22 protein-coding genes are annotated in these 19,720 nt (G+C 51.8%); 11 read left to right on the top strand and 11 right to left on the bottom strand.

Features of this window, described 5'->3' with window-relative positions:
• On the bottom strand, positions 1 to 132 hold a 132-nt coding region (locus VF260_11605), incomplete at its 3' end, for a CoA transferase (protein HEX7057821.1).
• A 9-nt stretch (positions 133 to 141) separates the two neighbouring features.
• Positions 142 to 1,407 carry a hydroxymethylglutaryl-CoA reductase, degradative gene (locus VF260_11600; protein ID HEX7057820.1) on the bottom strand — a complete coding sequence of 422 codons (1,266 nt, stop codon included), beginning with the start codon at positions 1,405 to 1,407 and terminating at the stop codon, positions 142 to 144.
• A gap of 267 nt (positions 1,408 to 1,674) precedes the next feature.
• Here VF260_11600 and VF260_11595 point away from each other — a divergent pair, with 267 nt between their 5' ends.
• From VF260_11595 to VF260_11575, 5 genes are read left to right on the top strand one after another with little or no spacing between them, the layout of a single operon-like run.
• Entirely contained in the window at positions 1,675 to 2,352 is a 678-nt protein-coding gene (locus VF260_11595) for an MBL fold metallo-hydrolase (protein HEX7057819.1), read from the top strand.
• Between the two features lie 19 nt (positions 2,353 to 2,371).
• Positions 2,372 to 2,623, top strand: a complete 252-nt coding sequence (locus tag VF260_11590; protein HEX7057818.1) for an acyl carrier protein — start codon at positions 2,372 to 2,374, stop codon at positions 2,621 to 2,623.
• Positions 2,620 to 3,900 carry a beta-ketoacyl synthase N-terminal-like domain-containing protein gene (locus tag VF260_11585; GenBank protein HEX7057817.1) on the top strand — a complete coding sequence of 427 codons (1,281 nt, stop codon included), beginning with the start codon at positions 2,620 to 2,622 and terminating at the stop codon, positions 3,898 to 3,900. Before VF260_11590 ends, VF260_11585 begins: the two co-directional genes overlap by 4 nt.
• A gap of 6 nt (positions 3,901 to 3,906) precedes the next feature.
• The gene (locus tag VF260_11580) at positions 3,907 to 5,139 is read left to right on the top strand and encodes a hydroxymethylglutaryl-CoA synthase family protein (GenBank protein HEX7057816.1); all 1,233 of its coding nucleotides are present in this window, start codon (positions 3,907 to 3,909) and stop codon (positions 5,137 to 5,139) included.
• Positions 5,140 to 5,157: 18 nt separating this feature from the next.
• Entirely contained in the window at positions 5,158 to 8,304 is a 3,147-nt protein-coding gene (locus VF260_11575; GenBank protein HEX7057815.1) for a beta-ketoacyl synthase N-terminal-like domain-containing protein, read from the top strand.
• 66 nt (positions 8,305 to 8,370) lie between these two features.
• Here VF260_11575 and VF260_11570 read toward each other — a convergent pair whose 3' ends face one another.
• Positions 8,371 to 9,225 carry an alpha/beta hydrolase gene (locus VF260_11570; protein ID HEX7057814.1) on the bottom strand — a complete coding sequence of 285 codons (855 nt, stop codon included), beginning with the start codon at positions 9,223 to 9,225 and terminating at the stop codon, positions 8,371 to 8,373.
• Positions 9,226 to 9,307: 82 nt separating this feature from the next.
• Positions 9,308 to 9,589 carry a YuiB family protein gene (locus tag VF260_11565; GenBank protein HEX7057813.1) on the bottom strand — a complete coding sequence of 94 codons (282 nt, stop codon included), beginning with the start codon at positions 9,587 to 9,589 and terminating at the stop codon, positions 9,308 to 9,310.
• A gap of 148 nt (positions 9,590 to 9,737) precedes the next feature.
• Here VF260_11565 and hemQ point away from each other — a divergent pair, with 148 nt between their 5' ends.
• Entirely contained in the window at positions 9,738 to 10,490 is a 753-nt protein-coding gene (hemQ, locus tag VF260_11560) for a hydrogen peroxide-dependent heme synthase (GenBank protein HEX7057812.1), read from the top strand.
• A gap of 90 nt (positions 10,491 to 10,580) precedes the next feature.
• Here the strand turns inward: hemQ and VF260_11555 are convergent, their stop codons facing one another.
• Together VF260_11555 and VF260_11550 are read right to left on the bottom strand one after the other, a co-directional pair.
• The gene (locus tag VF260_11555; protein ID HEX7057811.1) at positions 10,581 to 10,829 is read right to left on the bottom strand and encodes a hypothetical protein; all 249 of its coding nucleotides are present in this window, start codon (positions 10,827 to 10,829) and stop codon (positions 10,581 to 10,583) included.
• Between the two features lie 30 nt (positions 10,830 to 10,859).
• Positions 10,860 to 12,053: an NAD(P)/FAD-dependent oxidoreductase gene (locus VF260_11550; GenBank protein ID HEX7057810.1), complete on the bottom strand. Its 1,194-nt coding sequence runs from the start codon at positions 12,051 to 12,053 to the stop codon at positions 10,860 to 10,862.
• A gap of 409 nt (positions 12,054 to 12,462) precedes the next feature.
• Here VF260_11550 and VF260_11545 point away from each other — a divergent pair, with 409 nt between their 5' ends.
• Together VF260_11545 and VF260_11540 are read left to right on the top strand one after the other, a co-directional pair.
• Positions 12,463 to 13,467: an NAD(P)/FAD-dependent oxidoreductase gene (locus tag VF260_11545; GenBank protein ID HEX7057809.1), complete on the top strand. Its 1,005-nt coding sequence runs from the start codon at positions 12,463 to 12,465 to the stop codon at positions 13,465 to 13,467.
• A 433-nt stretch (positions 13,468 to 13,900) separates the two neighbouring features.
• On the top strand, positions 13,901 to 14,149 hold the full coding sequence (locus tag VF260_11540; protein ID HEX7057808.1) for a hypothetical protein: 249 nt from the start codon (positions 13,901 to 13,903) through the stop codon (positions 14,147 to 14,149).
• A gap of 71 nt (positions 14,150 to 14,220) precedes the next feature.
• On the opposite strand, the gene VF260_11535 is transcribed toward VF260_11540, so the two are convergent.
• The gene (locus VF260_11535) at positions 14,221 to 14,427 is read right to left on the bottom strand and encodes a hypothetical protein (GenBank protein HEX7057807.1); all 207 of its coding nucleotides are present in this window, start codon (positions 14,425 to 14,427) and stop codon (positions 14,221 to 14,223) included.
• Between the two features lie 922 nt (positions 14,428 to 15,349).
• On the opposite strand from VF260_11535, the gene VF260_11530 reads away from it, so the two are divergent.
• Positions 15,350 to 16,417, top strand: coding sequence for an NAD(P)/FAD-dependent oxidoreductase (locus VF260_11530; GenBank protein HEX7057806.1), 1,068 nt, complete (start codon positions 15,350 to 15,352; stop codon positions 16,415 to 16,417).
• Positions 16,418 to 16,419: 2 nt separating this feature from the next.
• Here VF260_11530 and VF260_11525 read toward each other — a convergent pair whose 3' ends face one another.
• Positions 16,420 to 16,677 (bottom strand): YuzB family protein, encoded by a 258-nt coding sequence (locus VF260_11525; protein ID HEX7057805.1) that lies wholly within the window; start codon positions 16,675 to 16,677, stop codon positions 16,420 to 16,422.
• 95 nt (positions 16,678 to 16,772) lie between these two features.
• On the opposite strand from VF260_11525, the gene VF260_11520 reads away from it, so the two are divergent.
• Both VF260_11520 and VF260_11515 read left to right on the top strand, forming a co-directional pair.
• The gene (locus VF260_11520; GenBank protein ID HEX7057804.1) at positions 16,773 to 17,015 is read left to right on the top strand and encodes a NifU family protein; all 243 of its coding nucleotides are present in this window, start codon (positions 16,773 to 16,775) and stop codon (positions 17,013 to 17,015) included.
• Positions 17,016 to 17,167: 152 nt separating this feature from the next.
• On the top strand, positions 17,168 to 17,413 hold the full coding sequence (locus tag VF260_11515; protein HEX7057803.1) for a NifU family protein: 246 nt from the start codon (positions 17,168 to 17,170) through the stop codon (positions 17,411 to 17,413).
• Positions 17,414 to 17,464: 51 nt separating this feature from the next.
• On the opposite strand, the gene VF260_11510 is transcribed toward VF260_11515, so the two are convergent.
• The 3 genes from VF260_11510 to VF260_11500 form a co-directional block, all read right to left on the bottom strand.
• The gene (locus VF260_11510; protein ID HEX7057802.1) at positions 17,465 to 18,190 is read right to left on the bottom strand and encodes a Cthe_2314 family HEPN domain-containing protein; all 726 of its coding nucleotides are present in this window, start codon (positions 18,188 to 18,190) and stop codon (positions 17,465 to 17,467) included.
• Positions 18,181 to 19,134 carry a heme A synthase gene (locus tag VF260_11505; protein HEX7057801.1) on the bottom strand — a complete coding sequence of 318 codons (954 nt, stop codon included), beginning with the start codon at positions 19,132 to 19,134 and terminating at the stop codon, positions 18,181 to 18,183. Before VF260_11505 ends, VF260_11510 begins: the two co-directional genes overlap by 10 nt.
• A gap of 217 nt (positions 19,135 to 19,351) precedes the next feature.
• Positions 19,352 to 19,705, bottom strand: a complete 354-nt coding sequence (locus VF260_11500; GenBank protein ID HEX7057800.1) for a thioredoxin family protein — start codon at positions 19,703 to 19,705, stop codon at positions 19,352 to 19,354.
• Positions 19,706 to 19,720: the final 15 nt, after the last annotated feature.

Below are 19,720 nucleotides of genomic sequence, written 5' to 3'. Positions count from 1 at the left end.
AGGATCTCCGCTTCCCGGCTTCTCGATTTTGACTACGTCCGCGCCCGCGTCCGCGAGCAGCATGGTTGCCAGCGGGCCGGAGAGAATTTGGGTAAAATCCAGCACGCGTACCCCCTGCAATAATGGTCCCATCATGTGTTTTCACCTTTGCTCGTTCATTTGTTTGACGATTTCGACAATGCGGTTAAAGCGGACATCCTGCTCGCTCGTAGCCTGGCGCACGACCGCATCGATTTGCGACGGATCGGCTCCGGCCATGATCGCCAGATTGCGGGCGTGCAACGCCATGTGCCCTTTTTGGATGCCTTCGCTTGCCAAGGCGCGCAAGGCGCTTAAATTTTGCGCCAGCCCGGCGGCGGCAACCACTCGCGCCAATTCGTCGGCCGTCTTGACCCCCATGATTTTAAGCGCGATTTGCGCGATCGGATGAGATTTGGTGGCGCCGCCGACAATACCTAAAGCAAGCGGAATTTCCAGCGAACCGACCAAATCGCCGTGTTGATTTTTTTCCCAGCGCGTGAGCGCTCGATACTGGCCGCTTCGGCAAGCGTAAGCATGCGCGCCCGCTTCGATGGCGCGGGTGTCGTTGCCGGTGGCCAGCACAACGGATGAAACGCCGTTCATGATCCCTTTGTTGTGTGTCGCCGCGCGGTACGGATCGTATTCGGCGAGCTTTTGCGCGTGGATAATGTTTTGGACGATTTGCGGCCCGCCTAACAATTCCTGGCGAAATACGGCCCGGACGCGCACAAGCCGGCGGTCGGACAGGTTGGATAAAATTCTGAGCACGGCTTTCCCTTCCGTAATCGACTCCAGCATGGGCGAAACGGCCTCGGCCATTGAATTGACGATATTGGCGCCCATGGCGTCTTTCGTATCCACCAAAATATGTACAACGAGCATGGCTTGGTCATCCGTATTGACGATGCGGGTTTCCAGGCCGCGCGCGCCGCCGCCCAATTTGGCCAGCGTCGGATGCTTGGCGTTGCACGCCGCCAAAATTTCTTCCTTGTGCTCATAGACTTTGACAGCCGCGTTATACGGATCGGCTACATGCACCAACTGGATTTGCCCGTACATCATATCGCCTGTCGTCGTGGTCCAAAAGCCCCCCGCCGCGCGGGCCAGTTTGGCGGCATGGCTTGCCGCGGCGATGACGGACGGTTCTTCGACAGCCATCGGCACAAACACGTCTTTTTCGTCTATCGTAAAATTAACGGCAATCCCAAGCGGAATCGGGATCACGCCGATCGCATTTTCGATCATCGCGTCGGCCCGTTCCGCCGTCAGGCTGCCGAATTGGGTCAAAAGCTTAACCTCCGCCTCGTCCAAACCGCACGCGGCGGCAATCTTTTGCAACCGCTCGGCAAGCGGCAGTTCATAAAATTTCGAAATCGCACTATTCATGGCGGTGCTCCTTTCCCTGCGCAATCCATTCGCAAATGTCGCCCGATTTTAGTATACTAACCACAATGCTACTATCGGACAAGCCAAAGGTCAAGGCGGGTCGATCACGGTTCAGGCATTGTTATACAGCATGTTCCGCCGTTGGCTTTAAATATTGCTGGTCCATGCCGGAACATATGTATATAATAAGAATGATATACCTCAATCCGATATTAAAAGTTAAATTTGGCGTTCTTTGCAGACGCCCTTTTTGGTGAATAACAAACAATGGCGAAAACGTATCAGTTGTTTCAAATAAAACTTAGTTCTTCCGGCTTTATCAATTACGCTTATCTGATTATGGACAAAGCTACGAAAGAAGCCGCGATTGTCGACCCGGCCTGGGAACTTTCGAAAATAACGGATCTGTTGCGGGAGACCGGCGCAAAACTGACCACTATTTTGCTCACGCATTCCCACAACGATCATGTGAATCTGGTTCGCCCGCTGGCGGAAAAATACGGCTGTCAAGTATACATGTCGAAAAAAGAAATCGAGTATTACCGTTTTAGTTCGCCAAATCTGAATGCCGTCAACGATCAGGATGTCATTCAGTTGGGCCATACGCCAATCACCTGCATATTCACTCCCGGACATACCGCCGGGGGAATATGCTACCAGCTTTCCCACAGCCTGTTTACCGGAGATACCATCTTTGCGGAAGGGTGCGGCATGTGCGATACGGAAGGCGGTTCGCCCGAGGAGATGTATGAGAGCATTCAACGCATCAAGGCACATGTGAATCCCGATACGTGCGTTTATCCGGGCCACTCATACGGCAAAGAACCGGGCGCCCCGCTGCGCCACCTGATTGCCAACAATATTTACTTTCAGTTTAGCCGCAAAGATTCGTTCATTCGTTTTCGAATGCGGAAAAACCAAAAAAATTTGCTGCGATTTCAATAAATGACGAGGTGCTTGATTCATGACAAAAAACGAAGTTTTTCAAATTGTGAAAGAACAAATCGTTGACATTTTGCCGGATATTGATCCCCAAGAAATACAAATGGAACAACGGCTGACCGATCTCGGCGCAAATTCGCTGGATCGCGCGGACATTACAATCGCTTCGCTGGAAGCTTTGGGCATTAAAATTCCGCTAGCCGAATTCGGCAATGTGCAAAATATTGAAGGTCTCGTAAACCTGCTGCATGAGAAGAAGGCGATGCAAGGTTGAGTGAGACCATTTCTTTGCGCCGCGTCGCCATCACCGGGATGGGCATCGTCAGTGCGATCGGCCGCAATATCGCCGAATTTGCGCACTCCTTGCGAACAGGAAAAAGCGGCATCGGCTATTTGCCGCCATTTGGGCCGGGCGAAGCCGGATGGGTCGGCGCACCGCTAGGCGAATTTGCGTTTGCGGATATGTTGAAAAATAACGCCGCGATTCCCGAACCATTAAAAAATGCCGCGATGAAAAGCGGCCGCCGCGCTCCGTTATCCATCCAATGCGCGATCATTTCCGCCATGGAAGCGTGGCTGCAGGCGGGGCTTCATATGGCCGCCGTCCAACCGGAACGAATCGGCATCATTATCGCCGGCAACAACTTGACCCAGGCGGTGCAATTTGGACTTTATCCGAAATTTCACGACACGCCCGAGTACTTGCCGCCCAGCTATGGGCTGCAGTTTATGGATACCGACCATCTCGGAACGTTGAGTGAAGTTTTTGCCGTGCGCGGCGAAGGATTTACTGCCGGTGGAGCTTCCGCGAGCGGCAATGTCGGGTTGATCAAAGGCCTGCAATTAATCCGGCACGGCATGGTCGATGTTTGCATGGTCATAGGCGCCATGGCGGATTTATCGCCGATGGAGCTGCAGGGCTTCGCCAATATGGGAGCATTGGGCGGCAAACGTTTTTATGATCGGCCGCAAGAAGCATGCCGTCCGTTCGATCAAGACCATGAAGGCTTTATTTACGGAAAAGCAAGCGGCTGCGTCATTCTGGAGGCGGCCGGGCATGCGACAGCGCGGGGCGCAACCGTGCTTGCCGAATTGGCCGGCGGGGCGATTGCGCTTGATGGGAACCGGCTCGCCGATCCCAACATGGAAGGCGAAATTCGCGCCATGCAGGCGGCGCTTAAACAGGCCGGCATGAGCGCTGAAGAAATAGATTATATCAATGCGCACGGCACTTCCACGCCGCTTGGCGACGAAACGGAAATAAACGCTTTGCGCCAGGTTTTTCGCCCATCCTTGTCCCGCGTGCGGATCAACTCCACGAAAGAATTGACGGGGCATTGCCTGTATGCGGCGGGTGTTGTGGAAGCCATAGCGACCGTGATGCAAATGCGGGAAGGTTTTATTCATCCGAATCCGAATCTTAAAAATCCGATCGCTGCCGATATGCTGTTTGGCGAATCGGTTGCCGTGCCTGCCGCCATCCGTGCGGCGTTGAGCAACTCGTTTGGTTTTGGCGGCATCAATACGGCTATTATAATTAGAAAAGGATGATTTTTGGTGGGAGTTGGCATTGAAGCAATCCATTTTTACGGCGGCCCGGCTTTTATTGAGACGCGTGAATTGTTTCAGGCAAGAGGCTTGGATCTGGACCGTTACGATAATTTGCTGATGTCCAAAAAATCGGTCGGGGCGCCGTGCGAGGACGCGGTAACCTATGGCGTGAACGCCGCGAAACCGATCTTGGACAATATGCCGCAAGAGGAAAAAAACCGGATTGAAATGATTATCACTTCTTCGGAATCCGGTCTTGATTTCGGCAAATCGCTCAGCACTTACATTCATCAGTATTTGGATTTGCCGCGGTCATGCCGGCTTTTCGAAATCAAACAAGCTTGTTACGGCGGCACAGCCGCTTTGCAAATGGCGGCTTGCTTCGTTGCCGCGCAAGCATCTCCCGGGGCAAAAGTTTTGGTCATCGCGACCGACATCTCCCGCGCGGCGGTCAAGATGACATATGCGGAACCATCCCAGGGCGTCGGCGCGGTCGCCATGCTGGTGAGCGACAAACCGCACATACTGGAGCTTGATTTTGGCGCCAGCGGGTATTACGGTTATGAAGTGATGGATACGTGCCGACCGTTGCCGGATATTGAAACCGGCAATCCCGATCTGTCCCTGCTGTCGTATCTGGATTGCCTGGAAAACTGCTTTAAAGCGTATGCGGAAAAAGTGGAAGGCGCGCATTTTCAAACGACATTTGATTATTTGGCGTTTCATACGCCGTTTGCCGGGATGGTGAAAGGCGCGCACCGCCGCATGATGCGGCAGCTTTTGAAGGCAAACCCGGCCACAATCGACGCCGATTTTAAAAAACGGGTCGTCCCTTCGCTCAAATTTTGCATGGAAGTGGGCAATGTGTATTCGGCAACGCTTTATTTGGCGCTCTGCAGTTTGCTTGATCAGGCGGAAATCGACGGACCGAAACGCATCGGCCTGTTTTCCTACGGTTCCGGCTGTTCGTCCGAATTTTTTAGCGGCATTGTCACGGAACAATCGCAAGCGCTTGTTAGGCGGATGAACATCGGAGCGCAACTGGACAACCGCTACCATTTAAATATGAACGAATACGACAGCCTGTTGGAATTAAACCAGGCGTGGCCGTTTGGCATAAAAGAGCAAACGATGGATGTCGCTAATTTCGCCAAGTTGTACGAAGCCTCCTTCGCCGGGCGCGGGTTGCTTGTTTTGCGGCAGGTAAAAGACTATCATCGTGAATATGCATGGAGTTAACCGGAAAGGGGAATAGCAATGAAGCCCTATGCTAGCGATATAGCCATTGTCGGGATGGCTTGCCGATTTCCCGGAGCAAACGATTATCGGCAATATTGGGACAACCTTGCCAAGGGAGTCAATTCAATCCGAACAATACCTGCAGATCGGTGGGATATTGCCAAGTATTATTCGCCCGATATAGACGAACCGAATAAAAGCGTCAGCAAATGGTGCGGCATAATCGATAACGTCGACCGCTTCGACAGCCAGTTTTTCAACATTCCCGCGCATGAAGCCAAACAACTGGATCCGCAGCAGCGCATTTTGCTTGAAGAAACATGGCATTGCCTGGAAGACTCCGGCATCGCGTTAAAGGAGTTGCAACACAAACCGACCGCCGTCTATATCGGCGCGATGAATACCGATTACCGGCAGCGATTTTCCGCGGACATGGAAACCGACAGCTACGCCTGCCTGGGAAATTTTGAAGGCATGCTGGCGAACCGGATTTCCCATACTTTTCACTTCAGCGGCGCCAGCTTGTCCATCAACGCCGCCTGCGCCTCTTCGCTCATTGCCGTGCATGAAGCGAAACGGGCCCTTTTGGCGGGTGAATGCGACTATGCGTTGGCAGGCGGGGTGAACCTGAATTTGCACCCGTGGAAATACATCTCATTCTCGAAAGCGCGGATGCTGAGCCCGGACGGACAATGCAAAACGTTCGACCAGGAAGCGAACGGCTACGTTCCCGGAGACGGCGCCGGTGTCGTGCTTTTGCAGCGGTTGGAAGACGCGATTAAAGACGGCAACCATATTTACGGCATTCTGAAAGGCTCGGCGGTCAACCACGGCGGCAAAGCGTTATCCGTTACGGCGCCGCGCGTGGAAGCGCAGCGGAGCGTTATTTTGGCCGCCTATGCGGATGCGGGGGTTTCGCCGGCGGGAACCGGCTATGTCGAGGCGCACGGTACCGGTACGTCGCTCGGCGACCCGATCGAGATTGAAGCTTTGACGCAGGCCTTCCGCGAATATACAAACAGCAGGTCATATTGCAAGATCGGTTCGGTTAAAACCAATATCGGCCACCTGGAGGCGGCAGCCGGAATTGCCGGATTGATCAAGGTTTTGTTGATGATGAAGCATCGGCATATTCCGCGCCATTTGAATTTGAAAACCGTCAATCCGATGATTGATTTTGCCGCTTCGCCGTTCACAGTCGCTACGGAGCCTGCGGCTTGGCAGCAATTGGACAGCCAGGTGCCGCTGCGGGCGGGCGTAAGCTCGTTCGGCTTTGGCGGCGCCAACGCCCATATCGTGGTCGAGGAGTACACCGGGCGCGATGAGCCGAAACAAGCAAAACAACCGCAAATTTTTGCGCTTTCCGCCAAAACCGCGGAAGGGCTCAATCGGCTGCGGGAAAATTGGCGCGCTTTTGCCGCAGACAGCGGCGTTCGCGACGCCGGGCTCGCGGATATCAGCGCCACGCTGTTGACCGGCCGAGTCGCGCTGCCTTGGCGCATCGGAACAATCGTAAGCGGCAAGGAAGAATTGGCGGATTGGTTGTCCCGGGCCGCTTGCGTGCCGCAATCCGGCCAAACGCAAGACTGGTGCCTCGCCGTCGGCGCTGCGGCGTGGAACGGGTATCGGGAATCGGCTCGGGCTGAAACGCTGGATAAACGGTTGGACGATACGATCAGATTTGTCCTTGGCCGGTTGTCGGCAATCGGCGCCGACGACAAACTGACATCCGGTTTTTACGCGGAGAAATGGCCGGAGGCGGCGCGCCCGCTGTACGCTTTTATCATGCATTACGCTTTGCATCATACGTTGTCGGCATATGGTCCGAAACCGAACCTGATCGCCGGCGAAGGCGGCGGAATTTGGCTTTCCCTTGTCCTATCGGGCATGCTGGAACTCGATGCGGCTTTGGCGCATCTGGCCGGTTTGCGCCGTGCGGATGAGTTGGCGCTTGCGCGGCCGAAGGTGCCGTTTTATGATCCGGTAGCCAATCGCATCATTGAACCGTATTTGATTACCGATACCTACCTCCGGCGCTTGCTGGACGGGCTGGAAACTCCGGATCGCGAAATCATCTCCGCGCATTTTGCCAAAGCAAGGATGTTAAAGCAAAACCAGCATACTTTCAAACGGTATTTGGCGGATTGGGAACATGCGCTTTCCACAGGCGGGCTTCAACTTGACGAGATGCTCGAGAAAACAAAAGCGGACGGATGGGAAAAATCCCGCAACGAGCTTCTCCTGCTTTTAATCGTCGTGCTCAACTCGTTGCACCGGTTGAACCGGAAATGGAACTTGACGGAAGACAATCGCATCACCGCACCGTATTTTAACGAGCTGCTGCAACTCGTAAACGACGAAGCTTTGGCCCGGGAAGACTTGGTTACGCTCTTCCTGGACGAACATTCCGATCTGCGCGCGATCGCGAAAACCTTGCACGAACGTCAAGGGCGGCTGCGGAATAAAGCCGATTACCCTTGTCTTGCGGCGGAAAACCGCGCTGTCGGCGAAATCGGCGATGCGGCAGGCTGGCTGAAAGCCGCGGCGGATTGTACGCTCGACGAAGCGAATTTTGGCGAACGGCGCATCCTGCAGTCCGGCGAGCTCAAAGCCGCCATAAATCCGGCCGTAAAAGCGCGCTGTGAAGGCCATCCCGCTGAGCTTTGCCGCGAAACATTGCTTGCGATATGGCTTGCAGGCGGTGATGTGGAATGGGAAGAAATGTTCACGCCGGGCTCTTTCCGCAAAGTTGCGCTGCCGACGACCGTCTTTTTGGGCGAATCGCACTGGTTGCCGCAGCATGAAGCCGCAGCGCAAGCCACCGCGGAGGAAATGAAGCCGAAATTGGCGCTAAAGCCAATCGCGGCATCGGCCGAGCCGAAAATTTCGTTAAAACCATTGCAAGCGGACGGCGCGGCGCAAAACCCCGCGGGAATCCTCGCCAGAATCACCGCGATCTTCAGCGAGATTCTCGATATGGATAAAGCCGAACTGGCGCCGGACACCGACTTGCTTGATCTTGGCATCGATTCGATCAGCGGCGTGGAAGCGATTCGCGACATCAACCAGGCATTCGGCCTGAATCTGGAAGCGGTCATTGTCTATGATTATCCGACGCTGGCCGAACTAAGCGAATATGTGCAAAAAGCGTTGCAAAAAAAATAAAACCGAACCCGGACCAAATGCCCACCTGCCGGCGGCAAGTTTGCCGCCGCCCGCAGGTGGGCATGTTCATTCGTGCAAAAGATTTTCCACTTTCTCAATTTCGCGCGCGATGTGCGGCTCGGCGGCAAACGGCAAATCGTTTTCCGCAGCGGAAAACGTCCGTTTGGCCCAGCCGCGGATTATCTCATTGATGTGCAGCGCCGCTTTTGTCGGCAGTTGGTGGGAAACGCCGTCTACCAAATACAATTCGTTGCGCGGCAAGCTTTTGCGCAGCATATTGGCATACCGGTAAAACGATTTGTTCTTTTTTCCATAGATCAACAATACAGGCTGTTTGATGCCCGCAAGCCGCCGCTTGCAGCTGTAGCTCAAACTTTGCGCGTAATATTGGCCCCAGTGCCCGACATCGCCGTGAATCGCGCTGTTGTAAAGCGTTGTGAACGTGTAACGGGTATCGGCGTTGCCATAGCAAATGGCGGACGCGATCATTTTTTTGGCGCGCAAATTGCATGCGGCAACGGCCAGCTGCAGTCTCGACCGGTTCATGAAATCGGAACATTCCGGCATGCCGCTTAAGAAAATTCCGGCGACAAACTTGTCCGGATATGCGAGCATCGCCTCCATCGCGATCGTCGCTCCCGCCGAATATCCGCAAACAATCGCCTTTTCCATGCCGATAAAGTCGAGCAGCTGCTTCATGTCTTCGGCAATGAGCGGGTAGGTGAGCGCCGTTTCGGTGGCATGGCTGAATCCGTGGCCGCGAATATCAAACGTAATAACGGTAAACGCATCGGACAGTTGCGCCGTCTGATAATGAAAATTGGCGCTGGTCAACAGCGGCGGGTGAATGAACACAAGCGGAGTGCCTGAGCCTGAGCGATGAAAATGCAGATCGGCGCCGTTTACGTGAGCGATTGGCATGCGAATCACCACTTTGCTTGGTTTGGATAGCTTTTCGTTTCAGCATCCCCCAAACGGCGCCCGTTCATCCTGCCAAAAATGATCAGAACATTTTGTAGCCTTTTTTGCGCAAATAATGAATGCTCCAGCAGCTTAGCGCCGCCCCCGCCAATCCGCCGATTGCGGGCAACACGTCGACATAGGTGTATTCCTGCAAATATTCGCCGAACGAGCCGCTGTCCCAGTTAAAATATACATACAGCACGATAAATATCAGGTATGCATAAATGGGCAGCCATGTCGTTTTGACCAGCATGTCCAGAATGAAGGCAAGTCCATAGGCCAAAACAAATATCAAAGCGGTTGCCACAATCATTTGCAGCATGTTTCGGATCCCCTTTCGCCTTGCGTTTGTCAGTAGTAGTTTACTTGAACCCCCAACAGAATGCAATGACCGCGGCGCATGCGGTTGCAGCCGTTTTTATGATCAGTTAAAATAATTCTAATCTGTCATGCAAAGGAGAACAACAAAAATGAGCGAAGCAACGCTTACGCTGGAAGGATGGTACGCGCTCCACGATTTCCGCACGATTGATTGGAGCGCATGGCAGGACGCCACCGCCGCGGTAAGAAAGCAAGCGGAAACGGCAATGGACGATTTCTTGGGAAAATGGGACGAAGTTGAGCGGCGCAAAGCCGGCAGTTCCATCATGTATGCGATTGTCGGGCAAAAGGCCGATATCATGATGGTGCATTTGCGCGAATCGTTGGAGCAATTGCAGGAGCTGGAAACGGCATTCAACAAATCCGCCTTTGCCAGATTTGCGCATCCCGCCTACTCGTATGTGTCCGTAGTGGAACTGAGCAACTATATGTCCAAACCGGGGGAAGATCCCTACAAAGTCCCGGAAATAGCCGCCAGGCTGCGACCTATGCTGCCCAAAACGAAACATGTTTGTTTCTACCCGATGAACAAACGCCGCGCCCAGGACGCAAACTGGTATATGCTAAGCATGGATGAACGGCGACAATTGATGCGCGGCCACGGCGAAATCGGCCGCACATACGCCGGCAAAGTCCGGCAGATCATCACCGGGTCGATCGGCTTTGACGCCTGGGAATGGGGCGTGACGCTTTTCGCCGACGATGCGCTGCAGTTCAAAAAACTCATTTATGAAATGCGGTTTGATGAAGCAAGCGCCCGTTACGCGGAATTTGGCGATTTTTACGTCGGCAATATCCTGAACAAAGCAAGCCTGCATCGCATGCTCGCTGTTGCGGAGTGACGCGGCAACCGGTCAAGAAGGCAAAAATTTAACCGTGCACAGGTGCACGGTTTCTCTTTTTCCACTCTTTTTGGTTTTTCTCCCCTGACTTCAATCCTGTTTTTCCGCAATTTCTCTCTCTCGCAAAAAGCTTTCCGAATCACGGTCGCGCTGTTTGCTTTTCGCTTTTAACCGCTCAATCGCAGGCAAAATAAGCAAGTCGATTTCCTTTTGCACCGTATAAACCAAATCATACCGATTTTGTTCTTCCAAAAAATGCCCGACGTCCATAAGCGCGTTGTAGCGATTAAGCTCCTCGCGCGTGAGCAAGCCGCGAACCTGCACGCTGCAATGCCGCATCCTTGCTGCCTCCCGTCCGTGAAACGGCGATTAAAACTTGCCTTTTTTCAATACAAGCGGAATGCCGCCAATGATAAACAGATAACGCAAATCGATCAATTTCTTCATAAACGCGGCTGAAGAACCTTTCAGCTTTCGGTTGCCGATCAGCCCGATCGCTTCCCGCTTGCCCAGGGAGGCCACGACGCCGCGATTGTTGAACTTGAACTCCTTCATCGGTTCGCCGCGAATGGCCGCCACCAAATTATGCGCGGTTGCGTAGCCTTGCTGCGTAGCCATCTGCGCCGTAGGCGGATATGGCCTTCCCGACTGTTCATTCATAATGACCGAGCAGTCTCCGACGATGAACACATTTTCATATTGCGGCGACCGCAGGTACTTATCCACCTTAACCCGTCCGCGGACCGCTTCAAAACCGGCTTCTTCCACCAAATGATTGCCGCGAACTCCGCCAGTCCAAATAACGGTCTGCGCTTTGATTTCCTCGCCGGTTGCAAGAATGACCCCATCCGGTGTGCATTCTTTAATGGGAGTGGCGATTTTGAAGGTAACGCCTTTGTCGGCAAGAACTTTCATGCCATATTCGACCAATTCGGGATCAAATCCGGGCAGTGCCGTCGGTGCGGCTTCAATGCTATAAATTTTAACCAGGCTTGGGTCAACGCCGAATTTTTTGCAAAGTTCCGGAATGCGGTCAGCCAGCTCGCCAACGAATTCGATGCCCGTAAAGCCTGCGCCGCCGACAACAAACGTCAAATAATCGGTGCGATCCGAATCGTTCTTGAATTTGGCGAATTGATATTCAATATGCTCGCGAATCAGGTTTACGCTGTTGATGCTGCGAATATTCATCGCATATTCGCTCAAGCCCGGAATTCCGAACGTTTCCGGCTCGCCGCCAAGCCCGATGACAAGATAATCATATGTCAACGTCCCGTCTTCCAGTACAACTTTGCGCTCTTGCGGACGGATTTGCAGAGCGGTCGATTTGATGAAATCGATTTTGAATTCATCGATCAATTTCAAAATGTTGATGCTTGCATGTTTCGGGTCGTCGGTTCCGGCCGCGGGCATGTGCAGATGGGTAGTAAAGTAATGGTAATCATGCTTGTTGACAAGCGTTACATCGGCTTCGTTGTAATGCAATTCCTTCTGGAGCTTGATCGCTGTCACAATCCCGCCATATCCCGCCCCAAGTATAACGATTCTGGGAATTTTGCTCATGTCTGTAAATCCTTCTTTCGTGAAAATGATAAGTCAGGGAGAATCTGCATTAATTGTGAAAAAACACACAACCCTCGGCAAAAGAACAGCATATGTTTTGAAGTATTATGCGCATCCTTAAGCTGCCTGATAAGCAACATATGCTTCCATCCACACTTATAGGCGATATGATTCGACAACTAATGATTATCTCATAAGAATCATATAATTTTCCGCCACAAATTTCAAGGATGTTTTTAGTTGTATCATGATTTTTCTCACACACAAAATGCGACGGTATTTCGTATGATATATTAAAGAATGAAATTTGGTTGCACATTATGAAACAATGTTGTTTATTTATGAAAACGGAAAGATTATAATATATAGCGAATTTGTTTGTACATGTTTATGAAAGGTGTGTTCTACATTGTCCCACTCGAACCCGAACCAAAACACCGTGGAAATTGCCGTAATCGGCGGCGGCCCTGCAGGGATGTTTGCCGCTTTTTACGGCGGAATGCGGCAAGCCTCGGTCATGCTCATTGAAAGCATGCCGCAGCTTGGCGGACAACTGTCCGCGCTCTACCCGGAAAAATACATTTACGACGTTGCCGGATTTCCCAAAATAAAGGCGCAAGACTTGGTGGAAAACCTTGAGAAACAAATGAAAATGTTCAATATCGATATTCATCTGGAAGAAAAAGCGAAAAAGGTCATCAAGCATGCGGAACGAAATTTTGAAATCGTTACGGATAAAAGCTCCTATTTTTCCAAAGCCGTTATCGTGACCGCCGGGGTGGGCGCGTTTGAGCCGCGCCGACTGGAAGTTCCGAACGCGGCAAATTTTGAAAAAAAGAATTTGCATTATTTTGTCAACGATTTGTCCGTATTTGCCGGCAAAACGGTAATGCTTACCGGCGGCGGCGATTCCGCGGTTGACTGGGCGTTGATGCTGGAGCCCGTTGCCAAGGAAGTCATCCTCGTACACCGCCGGGACAAATTCCGCGCCCATGAACACAGTGTGCAGCTTTTGCTGAAATCCTCGGTCAAAATCATGACGCCATACGAGATCACGGAATTGCATGGGCAAGACAAAATCGAACAAGTCACCCTGACGCATACCAAATCGAAAGAACAGACGCAAATCGCAATCGACGAATTGATCGTCAATTTCGGGTTCATTTCTTCGCTTGGGCCGATCGCCGAGTGGGGATTTGAGATCGAAAACGGCGCGATCGTTGTCGACAGCAGAATGGAAACGAGTATTCCGGGCATTTTTGCCGCCGGCGACATTGCCACTTATCCGGGAAAATTGGATCTGATCGCTGTCGGCTTTGGCGAAGCGCCCACCGCGATCAACAACGCCAAAGTCTACTTTGACCCTGACGCCAAACTGTCTCCGGGACACAGCAGCAATATGGTATTGTCCTGAACCGCTTGAGCGAAGGAGGAACACCCCTCTTTACGCGGTTTAAAGTCCTATATTTGCAAAAATCGGGCAGGTGGCGCATACCTGTCCGTTTTGCCGTTATAGGCGCTTATAGGCGTCCATTCACTCCGCGTTATGTGCTATATCCGCATTTTTGCCGTTATGGACGCCAATTCGCTCCGCATGATGCCCTATATCGGCATTTTTGCCGTTATGGGTAAAAATGAATTTGCAGGTAATTGGAGCGCCCCACATGGTCCGTGCGCTGGAAGATAACTGGCAAAGCGGGGGATTTAGACCGGCGCTTTGACACCGCGCTTTGGCGTACGCGAAAACAGCCTCTCGTCCCTTCGGGGATGAGAGGCTGTTCTTACGGGAATACTATAAGGCGCCGCTAATGCCACTTATTATAGTTGAACTCAGGGAGGACATGTCTATGGCGTATTTTTGCCCGGTCTGCAACGGCTGCGCCGCTTTATCGAAAAAGTGCCCGGCTTGCGGCGGGCTTTCCGAAGATTTGGGCAGAGCCGACGCGTTCATTGGCCCTTACGCCCCCTACCGGCCGATCGACGACCTGAAAATGACCAACGGTTTTATTGATTTGGCGACCCACCAATGCGTGCATATCACAAAATGCCGCAAATGCGGACAAACCGCATACGCCTACGTCAATGAGCAGTTATAAACGAACCGCCGCTCCTCATCACGCACTATTCGGACGTCTAAGCCGGTAGTGGTTACATTGTAAACAAACCGCTACTCCTCGTCTTGTTTGATTCTGACCGGATCGTCGCTCGTTTCCCACGCTATGCTGATTTGGGAATTGACCCATTCCCTGATTTTGATTTCAACCGCCTGCTGAATTTCGTCATCACTCAATGCTTCGAGCTTGTGGTTCTCTATATGAATAACTGCCTCCTTGACTTTTTCGTCGCCGATGGACACGTTCAAATGAATATTCACGGGTACTCCCGCCCCTTTCTTCATACAAACAAATACCTTTCCTTGGCGATTATACCGTGAACTCCCCCCGGGCGGCAAGAAATTGGAAGCCGCATTCGCAATATTGCCCATCATTTCCGACAGGTTTATAATGATAAAGGTCCCTCTGTCCCTCTATGCGGCTTCTTGACAGCTGAAAACCTATTGAATAAAGTCGATAGGTTCCCATCAGCGGCTGAATGCCGAGTATTCAGGCAAAAGGTTGCTGATAAGCAATTTGTGGCTAAATCCACCTAAAGCTGGCCGACGGAAATTCGGACGGTTTGTCGGCTTGCAGCCTTTAAACGGTCGTAGAAGTTCAAATCTAACGGTCATCGTAGTGGGCTTTCAGATCTAACGGACGTGGCAGAGGTTATTTTGGGTTTTACGCTCGGTTTTCCAGTTTAACGGACGTAGGCGCGCTTATTTTAGCACTTTGTGCAGTATACAGGTAAAAATAAGGCGAATAGCCGCTCAAGCGTCCGTTAAAATTTTTGCCCGGCCTTTTTTCGGCAAATAGCCTCTGCTGCGACCGTTAGCGATGGGCGGTGAGATAATCCTCCTGTTTTAGCGATGCGTGGGGAGGTAATCCTCCTGTTATAGCGATGCGTGGGGAGGTAATCCTCCTGTTTTGGCGACGGGCGGGGAGGTAGCACCTCGTTTGTGCGCTGTGCGGGGAGGCGATCCAACCATTTTAGCGTTGCGTAGGGAGGTTTAATGTTCCCGTTGCGTAGGGAGACTTAACGTTTACCAAGCGCAGGTACCAAAAGCTGATCGCCTAAAGGCGGTGAGTTTAGACCTGATACGCGGAAACTAAACATGTTTGCATTCGAATTTATCCTTGGGGAATTCCCTGTTTTTGTGGAATACTGTAAAAAAATTAACATACAGAAAGGGCGCACATATGAAGAAAATTGTCATTTTAGGCGGGGGTTACGGCGGTTTCACCGTAGCCAAAGAATTGTCGGAGAGCAAAATTCCCGCGGATGCGGAAATTATCTTGCTGGACAGATCGCCTTTTCTTGGCTTGAAAACGGAATATTACGCGCTGGCGGCAGGCACCGTGGCCGAATCGGAAATTCGCGTTCCGTTTCACTTTCATGATCGCATCTCCACCAAATACGGCGAAATTGCCGAAATAAACCTGGAACTGAACACCGTCGCGATGCATTCCGGCGAGCGAATCGCCTATGATTACGCCGTCATCTCCTTGGGCTGCGTCGACAATTACCATGGAATTGAGGGCGCGCAAGAGCATACGTTGAGCCTGCAAACATTTTCCTCGGTACGCAAAGCATACCAGCAGATCAACGACGTGAAGCCATACGGAACCGTCTCGATTGTGGGCGGCGGCTTGAGCGGCGTCGAACTCGCTTCCGAGCTTCGTTACAGCAGACCGGATCTAAATGTTCGCATTATTGACCACGGTCCGACCGTCCTGTCCATGTTTCCGAAAAAGTTGTCCGATTACGTCCACGACTGGTTTGTCGCGCATGATGTGGAATTATGCAACAACATTTCGATTAACCGCGTCGAAAAAGGCGCCCTGTATCACGCCGGCAAGCCGTTTGCGACCGACGCGACAGTATGGACGGCCGGTATCACGCCAAGCCCGCTTGTGCAGCAACTGAACGTGCCGAAGGACAAGCTAGGGCGCATCCTGTTGAACGAACATCACCAAATTGCGCAGTTTCCAAACGTGTTCGTCGTGGGCGATTGCGCCAGCGCGGCTTTTTCGCCCAGCGCGCAATTGGCGGAGGCGCAAGGGAAACAAGTGGCGGAAGTCATTTGCGCGATATGGGATAAACGGGAACCCAGACTCGGCAAAATCAAACTGAAAGGCGTCCTGGGATCGCTCGGGAAAAAATCCGGATTTGGACTATTGGGCAAAGATGATATCATCGTGACCGGCTGGACGCCAAAATTGTTGAAAAGCGGAGTTTTGTGGATGTCCAAGCGCAATTTCGCCTGACTTCACTCATCGTCAAACACGAAATCCGCATAAGGGTCCTTTGTTTGTTCAATTGCCTGCAAAATTTTGGCATACAACTGATCCGGGTCGGCAGCGGCTATGATCGTGCCGTTCACGATCGCAAACGGTTCAACCGCGCATTGGTCGCAGTTTCCCAGGCAACTGTATTCAATGACATCGTATTCGGGGTTTTTCTCCAACTTTTTCATGATCCGTTCGGTGCCGGAATTGTTTGTGCAAAACTCAATAATCGGCCGCATTTGCATTCAATCCTTTATGCGCAAGCAGTTGTGCGTTTTCTCATTGCGATTGCCCCGTCTATGATTATAATAAAGGAATAGAAGGAGATGAGCAAATGAGCGAACAAGCACACAACAAATTATACAACGACTCGGAAGAAATTTTGGAAATGCTCCGCCCATTTTTGCGGAAAGAAGGCGGCGATGTGGAAATCGTCGAAGCGGCAGACGGCGTGGTCAAGTTGAAAATGCTAGGGGCATGCGGCAGCTGTTTTGAAACGGATTCGCTCAGGGAAGGAATCGAACGAGCGTTGCTGGAAGAAGTGGCGGATATCAAGGAAGTCGTTTATATCAACTGAAGCCCTTTTCTATTGATGATCGTAACAAAGGCGTTCCCCGAAAATATGGGGCAGCGCCTTTCTGTTTGCGCCACGATCCTAAGCGACAATTTGCATTGAAAATGTTTACCGTTTGTTTATAATAGTTATAAAGAAAGGAGATGCATAGGCGAATGAGTGAGCAAACCGGAAATGAAATGTATGATGAAGTGCTCGATGTTTTGGATAAGTTGCGCCCCTTTTTGCATCGTGACGGCGGAGACGTGGAACTCGTGGATGTGGAAGATGGCATTGTCAAATTGCGGCTGATGGGCGCTTGCGGCCATTGCCCCAGTTCGACCGTAACGCTGAAAGCCGGAATTGAAAGAGCTTTGTTTGAAGAAGTGGAGGGCGTTCAGGAAGTCATCCAGGTCGAATAATAATCCGCAGCCCTTTACAGGCGCCGCTTGGCACAAAGCGGCGCCTGTTTGCTATTCGGCGGGATGCATGTCCGCAATGACGCGGATGCCGTACCGGAATATTTCCGCAAGCGACAGGCAGACCATACGGCAGGCGACTTCAAGATCCTGCAAATTGCTGTCCAACGCTTCCACCCTGGACTTCTCCACAAAAGAATGGTTGGCATAGGCCAGATCGTCCGTTTGTTCCGAATTCATCGCATGGATCTCCAGATTTCGCTTCACTCTAAGCCGATGCAACGGCTCCTGCGCATGTTGTTTGTATTCCGTCAGCTGGTTGGCCAAATATCCATGTTGGTTTGTTTCGTGCATGCGGCGCAATACCGTAAAGTAGGAAAAACGCTGCTTCACCTTCTCCGTCTTGAGTTCAAGCAACTGGTTTGCAAACGTCCCCAATTTGTCCAGCACGGAAAATACCCGGATAAACGCATTTTTGAAATAATAAATGTGCAAAACATAATGCTCCATTTGCCGCTCGCCCATGTCTTCAACAAATTCCGCCGTGATTTCCCGGCGATATTGCCTCGCCAAATGTCCGCTCATCGCAAGTTCGTAAAGCGCTTCGACAAACCCCCGCGCCCGCATTTCCAATTCGATGGCACGCATCGGGACGTCCCGTTGATGGCGGTACCGTCGTTTCATTTTGGCGCAAAACGTTTCCACCAACTGGACCGCTTCGGCATACTGGGTGGATTGTTGGCGAAAATACCGTGGATGCGGGATCTGGATCAATCGCATGAACCGCCTTTCCCCTGAATCTTTTCCGCAAGCGCCCGCCCGTTTAAGCTGACCAGTGCGACCAAATAGCACAACGCCCCAAAAAATCCGGTAATGATCGACGTGTGCAGCAAAGTGGCAAAAATATGGACCTGATCGTTCGTAATCGAGAACGTAACCCAAGCGCCGCTCAACACTTGCATAAGCACCAGCAGCATGACGAAAGACGCCGCCACCGTCAATTCCCGGTTTGCCTTGTATCTGGTGCGGGTGATGATATACATGCATAAAATCAGGACAAACAAAATCGCCGCCGCCAACCGATGGACAAACACGACGCCGGTCGCGCCGGATAATTGCGGAATCACTTCCCCGTTGCAAAGAGGCCAACCCATACAGCCGCCCATCGAGTTAGTATGTCTCACATAGGCCCCGAAGTATATGACGATATAAGTATATCCCGCAATCAGCCAAACAAAATTGCGCAACCCGACGGAAATGGCGCGATCGTAAGCGGGCAAACGAGTTGTTGGCGTTACAAGCTGCCAGACGCGAATCGCCAATAACAACGAGCCGGCAAAAGCGAGCAGCGAAAAGCCAAAGTGCAGCGCAAGCACCGCGGATGACTGCCGCCAGATTACGGCCAACGCGCCCAATATCGCCTGCAGCGACGTAAAAAACAGCGCAATGACAGCATACGTTTTCGCTTCCCGCGCATCTTTAAGCTTCCGAAATACCAATATCGCCAACAAAACGACCAGTATTCCGACAATGCCGGAAACCGCGCGGTGGCTATATTCAATCAATGATTCCAACGTCAGGTCGGGAACTAATTTCCCGTTGCACAGCGGCCATTCCTTGCCGCACCCCAGCCCGGAGTCCGTTTGCGTGACCAACGCGCCGCCCGTAACGACAAAAAACATGCCGACGGCCGTAAGTACCGCCAACCATTTCAAAGCGCGCAACAAAGGATGTCACCTTCTTTTTGCGAAAAAACGTATAGACCAAACTTATTATAACTTTAATAGAATAGTAATTCTACGTTAAGGTGTGGCATTTTGCGTACAGTTTTTCCGCGTCCCATGCATCCCCGCTGCCGAAAAAAAAGCGTGCGCGGAAACGCATGTGTTCCGGGCACGCTTTTTGTGCTTGTGATGCGCAATCAGGCGCTGCGCCTTGATATCACCGCTCAGCCATGGCTCCGGCGACTTCGAGCGCGCGGTCGAAGAAATGTTCGACTTCCTCTCTTGTTTTCCGCAGCTTGCTGACAAACCGCACCAATTCTTTGCCGCGAGCGAATACAATAAAGCTGGGGATGCCCAGTATATTGAGTTCTGCGCACAAATCAGGCAGCTGATCGCGGTCGATATGGATAAAATTCAGCCTGTCCGCATATTGACTGACAACATCGTCAAAAAACAAATCGAGATAATGGCAATCTTTGCACCAGGTTGTTTTAAACACGGCCACAGTCGGTTTGTCTTCTTTAACTGCAGCGCGGAATTCCTGTTCATCGGTAATTTGCCGCACTGTCATTCCCTCCTCAAGTTT

It is taken from the genome of Bacilli bacterium (genome assembly GCA_036381315.1).
Taxonomy (GTDB): Bacteria; Bacillota; Bacilli; order Paenibacillales; family KCTC-25726; genus DASVDB01.
Note: the sequence above shows the minus strand (reverse complement) of the source record. Positions and strands in the feature narration are given on the sequence as shown.